7 protein-coding genes and 2 pseudogenes are annotated in these 13,113 nt (G+C 72.7%); 6 read left to right on the top strand and 3 right to left on the bottom strand.

Annotation, left to right across the window (positions count from 1 at the left end; translation table 11 throughout):
* The first annotated feature begins 100 nt into the window (after positions 1-100).
* From P1P75_RS08890 to P1P75_RS08880, 3 genes are all read left to right on the top strand, one after another.
* Positions 101-1,627, top strand: coding sequence for a hypothetical protein (locus P1P75_RS08890; protein WP_319253256.1), 1,527 nt, complete (start codon positions 101-103; stop codon positions 1,625-1,627).
* A gap of 52 nt (positions 1,628-1,679) precedes the next feature.
* Complete coding sequence (locus tag P1P75_RS08885) at positions 1,680-2,555, top strand: hypothetical protein (protein WP_319253254.1); 876 nt, start codon at positions 1,680-1,682, stop codon at positions 2,553-2,555.
* Between the two features lie 64 nt (positions 2,556-2,619).
* A complete protein-coding gene (locus P1P75_RS08880) occupies positions 2,620-7,233 on the top strand; it encodes a hypothetical protein (protein ID WP_319253252.1) in 4,614 nt (1,537 codons plus the stop codon).
* Positions 7,234-7,292: 59 nt separating this feature from the next.
* Here P1P75_RS08880 and P1P75_RS08875 read toward each other — a convergent pair.
* From P1P75_RS08875 to P1P75_RS08865, 3 genes and pseudogenes are all read right to left on the bottom strand, one after another.
* Positions 7,293-7,701 (bottom strand): annotated as a pseudogene (locus P1P75_RS08875) (GMC oxidoreductase); the annotation flags it as partial.
* Between the two features lie 19 nt (positions 7,702-7,720).
* A pseudogene (locus P1P75_RS08870) lies at positions 7,721-8,167 on the bottom strand (SRPBCC family protein); the annotation flags it as partial.
* A 103-nt stretch (positions 8,168-8,270) separates the two neighbouring features.
* Complete coding sequence (locus P1P75_RS08865; RefSeq protein WP_319253250.1) at positions 8,271-8,939, bottom strand: hypothetical protein; 669 nt, start codon at positions 8,937-8,939, stop codon at positions 8,271-8,273.
* Between the two features lie 420 nt (positions 8,940-9,359).
* On the opposite strand from P1P75_RS08865, the gene P1P75_RS08860 reads away from it, so the two are divergent.
* From P1P75_RS08860 to P1P75_RS08850, 3 genes are read left to right on the top strand one after another with little or no spacing between them, the layout of a single operon-like run.
* Entirely contained in the window at positions 9,360-12,269 is a 2,910-nt protein-coding gene (locus tag P1P75_RS08860) for a nitrate- and nitrite sensing domain-containing protein (protein WP_319253295.1), read from the top strand.
* A complete protein-coding gene (locus P1P75_RS08855; protein ID WP_150469993.1) occupies positions 12,266-12,700 on the top strand; it encodes a roadblock/LC7 domain-containing protein in 435 nt (144 codons plus the stop codon). Before P1P75_RS08860 ends, P1P75_RS08855 begins: the two co-directional genes overlap by 4 nt.
* 9 nt (positions 12,701-12,709) lie before the next feature.
* Positions 12,710-13,105: a DUF742 domain-containing protein gene (locus P1P75_RS08850; RefSeq protein ID WP_319253247.1), complete on the top strand. Its 396-nt coding sequence runs from the start codon at positions 12,710-12,712 to the stop codon at positions 13,103-13,105.
* Positions 13,106-13,113: the final 8 nt, after the last annotated feature.

Here is a 13,113-nt window from a genome sequence, read left to right as displayed (position 1 = left end):
AGGCTTCCGGGCGGCCTGCCAGGTGTCGCGCACCGCTGTGACGTGGGTCGCTTCTGCGTCGTTTGGGCCGATGTCAGACCGAGGACCTAGTCTGTGCACCGTGACTTCGCCTGCATCGACGGACCGTGTTCCGCCCCAGCTCAGCGCGGGGCCGCGCCCCGCGCCGGGGCCGGCCGCCGACGAGGGACTGGCGCGGCGGCTGCGCGCGCTCGCCTGCACCGCACCGATCCACGACCTCGACGCGCGCAAGGCCAACCTCGCCGGCGAGTACTCGGTCTACGGCATGGCGGAGATCGCCCTCGCCGCCATCGACCTGGTCACCCTGAACATGGACTTCGACACCGGCGCCGACCACGACCAGATAGTCGCCCGCCTGATCCCGCGCATCGCCGCGCAGGCCCCCGGGCGGCAGGCCGAGGAGCACGAGCGCGTCGCCCGCTGGGTCCTGGAGAACCTGATCAACGTCGGCACCGTCGACCGCGGCTTCCGCGCCGTGTACGGCACCTTCACGCCGGACGGCACCTACGTCCGCCGGGACTACGACTTCAAGCTGATCGAGGAGGTCCCCGGGTACGGCGGCACGGTCTACCTCCGTACGACGGACGAGGCGGTCAACGTCCTCGTGGGCGCCCTCGACACCGACGTCACCAGCGCGCAGATCGCCGCCGAGGTCAAACTCGAGGTTCTCATCCGCCGGGGCCGCCTGGCCGACGCCCAACTCGCCGCCGAACAGGCCCGCTACCGGACCGTGCAGTACTCGGAGACCCTGCGCAGGGCCCTGGAGGCGACCCGGCGCAACGTCCGCGCGGTGGACTGGCTGAACGCCGTGCCCGACATGATCGCCGAGGCCCTCGACCACGTCGCCGACCGCTACCGCCACGAGAACGCGATCCTCACCAACATCCGCAAGGCCCGCGACGAGATCGAGGACGCCGAGAACAAACGGCGGGCCGCCGAACTCGTCGACATCGTCAAGGACTGCATCCGCCGGCACACCCAGCTGCAGTCCCGGCTGCTGGAGGCCGGACCCCTGTTCCGCGCCGAGCAGGACCGGCAGGCCTTCGCCACCCCCATGACCTCGTCGGGGACAGACCTCTACGGCCATCTCGTCGTGCCCGTGCTGCCGTTGCCGCTGGAACAGGCGGTCCGGGTCACCGACGCCTTCTTCGCGCGCGGGACGGGACTGCGGACCCCGGTGTCCGTGCGGGTGGGCGACCTGGTCGACCTGCTGCTGACGCCGCCGGTGGAGCGGGAGAACCTCGGCGCGCAGATGCCGGAGCCCGACCTCATCGCGACGCCCGACGACAGCCGCTTCAGCGAGGAGCAGTTGACCGCCGCTAAGGAACTGCTGGACCTGCCCGCGGACGCGCCTCGGCGGCTGTCGGGGCTTCTCGCGGAAGCACGCAGGCGAGACCCCGAACTGCCGTACCTGGTCGCCCTGCTGGCGGTGCACGCGGCCAGTCCCGCGGTCGGCACCGCCTATCGGCAGGGCGAGCAGAAACTGCTGTTCGCCGTCGACGACGGGACCGAACTGGACGATCCGGAGTTCGGCGGAGCCGACCTGATAGTGGGCATGGCGCTGCTGGACGCGGCGGGGATGGCCGCGGACCGGACGGAAGCAGCATGACCAGGACCCGGAACCGCCAGCACGAGCACCCCCGCAGCAAGGAGCCGACACCGTGACCGAGTACGTCGACCGGAGTGAACCCGAGGCCGTCGCGCCGGCCTCCGCCGTCGTCACCCCCGCCGACGCCGCCGACGCGGCGCGACTCGTCGCCTTCGGCCTCCATCCCAGACTTCAGCCCGCGCGCGACCAGGAGTACGCGGACCTGCTGCGGCGTTACCGCGAGGACCCGCCGTTCGCGCGGCTCGCGGACGCCGTGGCCACCGGACTGGGCCTGATCGTGCTGGAGGTGTCCCCACGCGCCGGGATGGCCGTCACCGCCGCGGAGGACTCGGTGTTCGCCGTCCGCATGGGCGACTACGCGCGTCGTACGTCCGCGGACTCCGCAGACCGGTTCCTGCACGGCCTCGCACATCTCGCCGTCGCCGCGATGGCCTTCCCCCGGCCCGAGGACCTGGCCGACGACGGCTACATCGGCCGGGTCAGCGTCAACGGCGTGGACGCCTTCGTGCGCCAGGCCTGCCGCCGTCTGGAGGAGCGGGCAACGGAGCAGGGCGAGAACACCGACCCCGCGACCGACGCCCCGGGTCTGGAGGGCGCCTGGCGGATCTGGGTCAGACGCAGCGCCGCCGGTGCCACCAAGGACGCCCGCCGGCTCGCCGGTTCGACGACCGGCATCGTCGGCAAGGCCGTCGCCTTCCTCACCGAATCCGGCTTCCTCCAGCGCACCGGTGACGACAGCGGCGGCACGTACCGGACCACCGCCCGCTACCAGCTGCAGGTCCGGGACATGGCGGCGAGCGCGGCCATGGCCGAGCTGCTGGACCTGGGCATCGTCCCGGTCACCGACGGCACACCGACGCTCCTGCCCCCCGAGGAGTCCGACGACCTGGAGCTGGTCGCCGACGCGGGGCTGCCGTTCCACTCCTGAAGCCTCAGCAGTTCCCGTAGCACCGAACCACCGCACCCTTTCCGAAGACTTACGAGAGTCCGCCATGTACGAGCTGTCCCGGGTCCGCCTCTACTCGATCGGGCCTGCCGGTGCGCGCTACGCCGACACCGTGCTTGACCTGCGGGGCGTGGGCGAGGTCGTGCCCGATCCCGCCCCCGCGCAGGCGGAGTTCTTCGAGGACGAGCCCGTCGGCCCGCCACGACGGCCCGCGCCCGCGGGCGTGCTCTTCCTGGAGAACGGCGGCGGCAAGTCCGTCCTGCTCAAGCTGATCTTCTCGGTGATGCTGCCGGGCCACCGCAACACCCTCGGCGGCGCCAGCTCAGGCGTCCTGCGCAAGTTCCTGCTCGCCGACGACTGCGGCCATGTCGCTCTGGAGTGGCAGCACGTACTGACCGGCGAGTGCGTGGTCGTCGGCAAGGTCAGCGAGTGGCGCGGCCGGCAGGTGTCCAACGATCCGCGGAAGTTCGCCGAGGCCTGGTACTCCTTCCGGCCCGGCCCCGGACTCGCCCTGGACAACCTCCCCGTCGCCGAGTCCACCGCCGTACGGCCGTCCGCCGAGGGCCAGTCGGGCGCGCAGGGCCGACGGCGCACCATGAAGGGCTTCCGGGACGCGCTCACCGACGCCGGCAAGGCGTATCCGCACCTGGAGGTGCACTGGGAGGAGATCCACGACCGCTGGATCGAGCACCTCGGCGAGCTGGGCCTCGACCCCGAACTCTTCCGCTACCAGCGCGAGATGAACGCCGACGAGGGCGAGGCGGCCGGCCTCTTCGCGGTCAAGAAGGACTCAGACTTCACCGACCTGCTGCTGCGCGCGGTGACGGACACGCGCGACACCGACGGCCTCGCCGACCTCGTCGGCGGCTTCGGCAACAAACTGGGCCGACGCGCCGAACTGATCGCCGAACGGGACTTCACCGCCGGCTCGGTGGACCTGCTCGGGCGGATCGTCGAGGCCGCCGACACCCGGGCCCACGCGCGTGACGTCCACGCCGGGGCCGAGCGCCGCACCCGCACCCTTGCCCGCAGACTGTCAGCGCGCGGCCTGCGGGAGCGCACCCGCGCCACCGACCTGGCCCAGCGGGTCACGGCCGCCGCGTACGCCGTCACGCACTCCGAGAGCGCCCGCGAGCGCAGCGCGCTGATCGCCGCCGAACTCGCCTTCCGGCACGCCTCGCTCGCCCTCGCAGCCGCCGAGAAGTCCGCCGCCGCGCACAAGCGCGAACTCGCCGAGGCGCGTACCCTGCACGCCGCCTGGCAGGCCGCCGAGGTCTCCCTGCGCCAGCGCGCCGCCGCCGACCGGGTCGCCCGCGTGTCCGCCGCCATCCAGGAGGCCGAGCGGGATGCCGCTCCGGCGCTCGCCGCCCGCGCCAAGGCCGCCGTCGACCTCGTCCGCGCCCTGCACGGTGCCGCCGCGAGCGCCGAGACCCTCGCCAACGAGGAGGAGGAACGCTCCGCGGCGCTCCAGGAGGTCGGCGAGGCCGCGCACCGCGACGCCACGTCCGCCGCCACCGAGGCACAGCGTGCCCGCAGCGAGGCCGGACACCTGCGCCAGCGCCTCACCGAGGTCGAGCAGGAGACCGCCGAAGCGGTACGCGCCGGCTGGCTGGACGACAGCGCGCCCGACGCCGACCCCGCGCGCGCCGCCCTCACCGCCAGCGACGCCGAGAAGAGCGCCGTCGCCGCCTGGGACACCGCCCGCGAGGCCTCGAGCAAGGCCGCCGAGCACGCCCGCGAGGCCGCCTCCGCCGCGTCGCGCGCCGAGCTGACCGCCGCCCGCGCGGCCGACGCGGCAACGGCCGCCCGGCGGTCGTACGAGGCCGAACGCCGGCTCGCCGAGGACCTCGCGGCCGAGGAGCGGCTGGCCGAACTGCTCAGCGTGACCGGCGCCTCGACCCCGCGGATCATCCCGCAGCCCCGCCAGGAGGACGAGGCCGACGCCACCGGACTCACCCCCGAGGACCTGGACCGCTACGCCGACGAACTGCGCGAACTCCTCGACGACACCGTCTCCTGCGCCGAGCGGAAGCTCTTCGACCTGCGGACCGCCGCCGCCGACGACTCCCGCATCCTCGGCGCGCTCGGCGACGGCGGACTGCTGCCACCCGGCCCGGACGTGCTCGCGACCGTGGAGTACCTCGGCGAGCACGGCATCCCCGCCCTGCCCGGCTGGCGCTACCTCGCCCAGGCCGTCGACCCCGTCGACCATGCGCGGGTCCTCGCCGCCCGGCCGGAACTGGTCGACGGTGTGATCATCACCGACCCCGACTCGCACGCACGCGCGCGTGAGGCACTCGTCGAAGCCGCCCTGCTGCCCCGGTCCGCCGTGGCCGTCGGCACCGCCGCCGCCCTTCTCGCCCCCACCCCGGCATCCGGCACCGACGCCGGTGACGTCTTCCTCGTACCGCCGAACCCGGCCATGCACGACGAACACGCCGCCGACGAGGAGCGGCAGGCGCTGCGCGCGCGGGCCGCGGAGCGGGACGAGGAGATCCGCCGGCTCGCGGCCCGCCTCGGCAAGGACCGGGAACTGGCGGCCCGGCTCTCCTCCTGGCGCACCGGCTGCCCGGCCGGGCGGCTCACCGAGCTGGCGCGGACCGCCGAGGAGGCGCGCGCGTTCGCCGAGGAGTCCGAGGCCGAGCTGGCCGAGGCACGGACCGTGCGCGCGGAGGCCGACGAGGCAGCGGCCGAGGCCGCGCAGGCGCGCGACGAGCGGCAGGAGGCCGCCCAGAAGGCCCGGCGCGCCGCTGACGCCCTCGCCGGACTCGCCTTCCGGCTGCGCGAGCGCGCCGGCTGGCAGGTCAAGCTGCGAGAACTCGCCGACGAGGCCGCCGAGTCGGAGGCCCGCGCCCAGACCTGCCTGGACCGCGCCCGCGCCGCCGACGAGGACCGCCGCGCCGCCCAGCGGGCCGCCGACGACTCCCGCCGCACCGCGCGTGCCCTGCGCGCCGAGCGCTCCGAGATCGCCGGCGCCCCCGAGGACGTACCGGAGGCGGAACCGGGCGCGACCAGGGCGTCCCTGCCCGCCCTGCGAGAGGCATACCGGGCCGCCTCCCAGCTGTACGAGAAGGTCGGCGTGGGCGCCGACCTGCGGGCCGAACAGGCCCGCGCGGAGGGCGACGAGAGCGCGGCCCTGGCCGAGCTGGACCGGCTGAGCAACAAGGTCCGCACGCGCGCGGAGCAGCTGCTCCAGTCACCGGACGGCTCCGACGGACCGTCCCGGCAGGCTGCCTCTGCGCGCGCGGAGGAGCTGGTCCAGCTTCTGGAGACCCGCGTGTCCACGGCGAGCGAGCATCTCGGCCGGCTGCGCGGCGAGGCCGAACGGCACGCGCCCGAGGACGGCGACGCCCATACCGAACTGCCCGCGGAGCTCCAGCCGCGTGACGCCGGACACGCGCAGGCGCTGCTGCGCACCGCCACCGCCGAACTCGCCTCCCGCACCGAGACGCTGGTGCGGGCCAGGGAGGCGCACGCCGAGCTGCTGGACGCCCACCGCGCCGCCGAGGACGCGGCCGGCGGCTTCGACGAGATCGCCGCCATGCTCCGCGACCTGCTGCGCGAGCACACCCCCGAGGAGGAACAGGAGGCACCGGAGCCCTACCCCGGCACGCCGGAGGAAGCCCGCCGGTCCGCGGCCGAGGCCCGCCGGTCCCTGCGCGGCTGCGCCGCCGAGCTGTCCGCCGCCGAGGCCGCCGTCCGCGAGGCGAGCGACGTCCTCGTGCGGCACGCCAACTCCACCCGGTACGAGCAGGTGCGCACCCCCGCGCGGCAGCAGATCCGTGAACTGCCCGCCGCCGCGCTGCCCGAGCACGCCCAGAAGTGGGCGGACGCCTTCGCGCCCCGACTGCGTGTTCTGACGGACGAGTTGGCGCAGCTGGAGCGCAACCGCGACTCGATCGTGGACCGGCTGCGCGGGCTCGTGGAGTCCGCGCTCGCCACCCTGAGGTCCGCCCAGCGGCTGTCCCGGCTGCCCGAGGGACTCGGCGAGTGGTCCGGGCAGGAGTTCCTGCGTATCCGCTTCGAGGAGCCCGACCAGGCCACGCTCACCGAGCGGCTCGGCGAGGTCGTCGACGAGGCCACCCGCGCCGCCGTCAAGAAGAACTCCGACCTGCGGCGCGACGGCATGTCCCTGCTGCTGCGGGGCGTCGGCGCGGCCCTTCAGCCCAAGGGCGTCGCCGTCGAGATCCTCAAGCCGGACGCCGTGCTGCGCGCCGAGCGGGTGCCCGTCGGGCAGATGGGCGACGTCTTCTCCGGCGGCCAGCTCCTCACCGCCGCCATCGCCCTGTACTGCACGATGGCGGCCCTGCGGAGCAACGACCGGGGCCGCGACAAGCACCGCTACGCCGGCACCCTGTTCCTCGACAATCCCATCGGCCGCGCCAACGCGACCTACCTGCTGGAGCTGCAGCGTGCGGTCTCGGACGCCCTCGGCGTGCAGCTCCTCTACACCACCGGCCTGTTCGACACGACGGCACTGGCCGAGTTCCCGCTCGTCATCCGCCTGCGCAACGACGCCGACCTCCGGGCCGGCCTGAAGTACATCAGCGTGGAGGAACACCTGCGCCCGGGGCTGCCGCAGGTCTCCACCGGGGAGGCGGGGCACAGCGAGATCACGGCCACGCGGATGTACAAGCGCGCGGCGCCGAGCACCCCGTAGCCGTATCGGAGCGGGGAACCGCGGGCCGGTCCTGGCCGGTCACGCGGTTCCTCGCACTCCTAGCGCTGCCGGGCGTCCTCCTTGAGGAGATCCGCGCACTTCTCGCCGGTCATCATCGTCGTGATGACGGATTGACGGTGACGAGGTCGGGCATCACCGAGCCGTCCGCGACCCGCAGTGCCTTGACCCCCTTGACCCGCAGCCGCGCGTCGAGCAGGGCCGAAGGGTCGTCGTCCGCGGCCATCTTCACCGTGCAGGACGGGTGGTAGACGGTTTTGTGGGTCTTGCGGATGTAGTCGAGCAGCTCGTCGTGGGTCCGCACGTCCGGCCCGGGGGACAGCTCCCCGCCCGCCCAACCGTTCAACGCCGGCTGCGAGGCGATCCGGCGCGCCAGCCGCAACCGTGGGTCATCACCCGCTCATCGTGCTCGTGCGTGAAGTACCGCGGGTCGACCATCGGCTCGTCCCGAGCCGCCCGCCACACGCCGTCAATGAACAGGTCGGGCATTGCCGCCTCCGAGCTTCTCGACGAGCCACTCGTGGAAGATCCCGATGTGGTGCTCGTTGGGAACCAGCACCACCCCCGCGGTAGGCACGCGAGGACATCGCCGGCTGCGTACGTTCACATGCCTCGAAGTCCTGGAGGCTGACCCGGTGGAACAGTTCCACCGACTTCGACTTCGACACGTCAGCCCCGGAGTCCACCACCTCAGGGACGTACAGCCAGTCGCACTCGACGACCGTGCGGTCCTCGGCGAGCGGGAACATGCGGTGCACGATGACGTGGTCCGGTACGAGTTGATGAACACCGTCGGCTCGACGGTGATCGCGTAGTAGCGCAGGTCCTGGTCCTCGGCGACGGCCGGCAGTTTCGCGAAGCCCTCGCTGCCGTCGACCGTGAAGCCCCGGACGTCCTCACCGAACTCGGCGCCGTGGCAGAGGACAGGCGCCGCGTGACCGACTGCACACGCGGAAGCCCAGGACTGCGGACGGCGTGGCGGGCGGGCTGCGGCGTGCCCCGTGCGACCGGTCCCGGTCTCAGGAGTGGGACAACTGTCCGGCGCCGCTCCGCCGACGTATCCGCTCCTGCGCGCGCTTGGCGGTCCGCTCCTGCCTGCGTGCCCGGCGCCGCTCGCGGCGCAGTGCGCGCGCGGTGCTGCTCGGCGTCGACACGACGCCGTTGCGCTGGCTCCACACCTGCCGGGTCACCCAGACGTCCAGCGCTCCCCAGGTGGCCACCACGGTACTGACCACGCTGCTGATGACCATGGGGAACGCCAGCCAGGACCCGGCCAGCGTGCACAGGAAAGCGACCATGGCCTGAAGCAGTGTCACGGCGATGAACAGCACCGCCCGCACCGCCGACCTACGAACCGGGTCCGGTAGCCGACGCCGCCGGGCAGCCTCCTCGACCCACAACGGCCGGTATACGGCCCCTTTCTGCTCCGTGGAAGCCGTGCGGCCACCCTCCGTCGCGTCGGCCCGACCGGTGTCCCGGCCATTGTCCCGGCCGTTGTCCCGGGTTGTCCGCCGTACTGTGCTGTCGGCCGTGTCGCCGACTGCCGCCGACGGAAGATCACCTCGTCCTGTCACCCCGCGCCCCTTCACCACCGGAATGTCGAGATCCAGTGCCTCAGGCTCGCGCAACGCCGTACCCCGCGCAGCCGTGCCGTCCTCAGGCGCCTTGCGCCGCTCCGCCGTGCCCATCAACGTGTCACTCCCCACCGCCGGCAGACTGCTTGCCCCCGGCTCCAAGAACCGGCCCCTCAACGGCTGCCCGGCTTGCGCTCTTTTACGCCGCCCAGGTGCGGGATGCGGCTCCTGTGGCCGATTCCGCCCCCAATTCCCAATGAGTAGGACGACCGACCCGCCCCGAAGATTCCCGAACTGCGGAAAATTCTGGCCAACTCCTCCACAGCACCGATCGGATCCGGCCTCGCTCCCAGGAACTGGTCCCGGGCGGCAATCTCCCGTAATCGGCGGACAACTCACCCTGCCCCGCCGCTTATCCGGAGGTTCGGATTCCGGGCGCCTCTTCGAGTTAACTGTGTGTCGGTAGTAGGCTCGCGCCGTTTGTTGACGCACATGCGTACCCCCTGCCGGTGGGGGTTCGAGCTGGGGGAGTCCATGCGCTTTCGCGGGAAGTCGATCCGCCGGAAGATCGTGGCGCTGCTGCTCGTGCCGCTGGTGTCCCTGACCGCCCTCTGGGGCTTCGCCACGGTGCTCACGGGCCGTGAGGCAAGCCGCCTGTTCACGGTGTCGCACCTCGTGGAAAAGGTCGGCTACCCCGTCGAGGACACCGTCCGCATCGTCCAGCAGGAACGCCGGCAGACCCTGGTCTACCTGGCCGACCCCCGCGCCTCCGACGCTCTCTCCGCGCTGCGCCGTACCCGGACCGCCACGGACGAGGCCCTCGCGGAGATCCGTACGAACGCGAAGGACCCCGACGTACGCGAGGTGCTGGACGAGGACGACAGCGAGGGCCTCACGGCCGTCCTCGACGCCTTCGACGGCGTCGACTCCCTGCGCCGCAGTGTCGAAGAGGGAACCGTGACCCGCGTCCAGGCGCTGGATCTCTACAACCGGCTCATCGACCCCTGTTACACCTTGCTGGCCACACTGGACGTCGTCGACAGCGTGGAGATGGACAAGCAGTACCGGGCCCTGGTCAGCGTCGCCCGCGCCCGCGAACTGCTCTCCCAGGAGGACGCCCTGCTCGGCTCCGCCCTGGTCGTCGGCCGGGTCACCCGCGACGAGATCCGCGACATCTCGGATCTCGAGGCCCAGCGCGACGTCGTCTACGACATCAGCCTCGCCCAACTGCCCGTCGCGGAGCGCGAACGCTACGAGCGCTTCTGGAAGAACGCCACCACCGCACCCCTGCGCACGGCGGAACAGGCGGTCGTCTCCACCACGCCCGGCAGGATGCCCCGCGGAGTCACCGCCAAGACCTGGGACGTCGCGGCCGCGAACGTACTCGACGAACTCGGCAACCTCGACGAACAGGCCAACGACCGCTACCAGGACCGCGTCCGCCCCGTGGCGACCGAAGTGATCGTCAAGGCGGTCCTGGCCGGAGTCTTCGGCCTGATCGCCCTCCTGGTCTCCCTCGTCCTGTCCGTGCGCATCGGCCGTGGGCTCATCCGCGACCTGCGTCAACTGCGCCTGGAGGCCCACGAGTCGTCCGGTGTCCGGCTGCCGAGCGTCATGCGCCGTCTCTCCGCGGGCGAACAGATCGACGTCGAGACCGAGGCTCCGCGACTCGAGTACGACAAGAATGAGATCGGCGAGGTCGGCCAGGCCCTCAACACCCTGCAGCGTGCCGCGGTCGAGGCCGCAGTCCGACAGGCCGAACTGCGCTCGGGTGTCTCCGAGGTCTTTGTCAACCTCGCCCGCCGCAGTCAGGTGCTGCTCCACAAGCAGCTCACCCTGCTCGACACCATGGAGCGCCGCACCGAGGACACCGAGGAACTCGCCGACCTCTTCCGCCTCGACCACCTCACCACCCGGATGCGACGACACGCCGAGGGCCTGGTGATCCTCTCCGGCGCAGCCCCCTCGCGGCAGTGGCGCAAGCCCATCCAGCTCATGGACATCGTGCGCGCCGCCGTTGCCGAGGTCGAAGACTACGAACGCATCGAGGTCCGGCGCCTCCCGCGCGTCGCCGTCACCGGGCCCGCCGTCGCGGATCTCACGCACCTCGTGGCCGAACTCCTGGAGAACGCCACGGTGTTCTCCCCGCCGCACACAGCCGTTCAGGTCCTCGGCGACAGGGTCGCCAACGGCTTCACCCTGGAGATCCACGACCGCGGCCTGGGCATGGCGCCCGAGGCCCTCCTGGACGCCAACCTCCGGCTCGCCGAGACGCCGGAGTTCGAACTGTCCGACACCGACCGGCTCGGCCTGTTCGTGGTCAGCCGGCTCGCCCAGCGGCAGAACGTCCGCGTCTCCCTTCAGCCCTCCCCGTACGGCGGCACGACCGCGGTCATCTTCATCCCCGACGCGCTGCTCACCGACGACGTCCCCGACACGAACGGCATCGGCTTCCGGCTGGACCGTCCCCGGCCTCCGAAGGAGCCCGAGCCCGCGAAGAGCCGCAGGTCGGCGCTCGCCCAGACGCCGGTGCCGCTCCCCGGTCCGCCCGTGCTGCTCGACGGGCCGGTCGAGCTGGAGGCCCCGGTCGACCTGGACGCCTTCGGCGGCTTCGGGGGCCCGCTGGACGACGACAGCGGTGAGCGGGGTGGCCTGTTCCGTCCCAGCCGCTCCCTCACCCGAACGCAGGACGGGCCGCAGGCCGACCCCGTCGAGCCGCGCCGCAGGCTGTCCGATCTCCGGAGCGAACCGGACCGTCCCGCGACGGGCGACCCGGCCGATCTCGTACCCCTGCCCAGCCGGCGAACGCCGAAGCTGGTCAGCTCGCACGGCCGCCCGGTCACCGACCAGCGGTCCCGTCGCTCGGAGACGGGCGAGGAATCCCCGCAGTGGCCGGCCGGACGCCGCCCGGAGCAGGACGGCCCGGCCCCGCTGCCTTCCCGCCGCCGTGGCGCCACGCCCCAGATCCCGCGGAGCACCGGCTCCACCGAGCGCTCCGGAGACGGCACCGACCAGCCGTCGGAGCCACCCGCACTGCCGAGCCGCAACGGGCGGTCCGCCGGCCCGGCCGAAAAGACGGCCGACCTCACGCGCGACGCGCCCCACCCCGGCGCGGAGCAGGCGCAGGGCGCTCCTGGGGGACCCACCGGGAGCCCCGCGGACGCGCCACATGACGCCGGCTCCGGCACGGGCGCCCTGCCCCGCCGCGTACGGCAGGCGAACCTGGCCCCGCAACTGCGGCAGGGCCCCGAACGAACCCCACAGGAGGGTTCGGGACCCGCTGACCGGGACGCCGACGAGGTCCGCAGCCGGATGGCCTCCCTCCAGCGCGGCTGGCAGCGAGGCCGCGCGGAGAACACCGCCGACGACGAGGCCGGCAGAGGCGGCGACGATGCCGACAGCGGCACAGCACCACCACGAACGAACAAGGGGGACGGTCGATGACCGCACCGAAGACGACCGGCCACACCACGACCGACAACGGGCAGCTGAACTGGCTCCTCGACGACCTCGTCGACCGGGTCGCCGGCATCCGCAAGGCCGTCGTGCTGTCCGGCGACGGCCTGCCGACCGGAGCGTCCCAGGACCTGACCCGGGAGGACAGCGAGCACCTGGCGGCCGTCGCCTCCGGGTTCCACAGCCTGGCGAAGGGCGTCGGCCGCCACTTCGAGGCCGGCAGCGTCCGCCAGACCGTCGTAGAACTCGACGAGGCATTCCTGTTCGTCACCGCCGCCGGTGACGGCAGCTGCCTCGCCGTCCTCGCGGACGCCGACTCGGACGTCGGACTGGTGGCGTACGAGATGACGCTCCTGGTGAAGCGAGTCGGCGTACATCTGGGTACCGCCCCGCGCACCGATCTGCCCTCCGGCGGGTAGTGGGATGGTATGAGCACAGACGGTCAGGGAAGCAGCCACTGGTTCGACGACGAGGCCGGACGGGTCGTCCGTCCGTACGCCATGACGCGCGGCCGCACCACCAGTGCGGTCCAGCACCGTCTCGACCTCATCGCGGTCGTCGTGGCCGAACCGCACGCCGACGACCCGGACGCGGACCTCGCGCTGTCCCCGGAACACGTCGACATCGTGGACCTGTGCCGGGACGCCCCCCAGTCGGTCGCGGAACTCGCCGCCGGACTCGACCTGCCCATCGGCGTGGTACGCGTCCTCGTCGGGGATCTCGTGAACGGCGCATTCGTCCACGTGAACCGGCCGGTACCTCCGGCCGAACTGCCGGACGAGGGTATTCTGCGCGACGTGATCAACGGCCTCCGAGCGCTGTGAGCAGCGCG

It is taken from the genome of Streptomyces sp. ID05-39B (assembly GCF_033794725.1).
Taxonomy (GTDB): domain Bacteria; phylum Actinomycetota; class Actinomycetes; order Streptomycetales; family Streptomycetaceae; genus Streptomyces; species Streptomyces bobili.
Note: the sequence above shows the minus strand (reverse complement) of the source record. Positions and strands in the feature narration are given on the sequence as shown.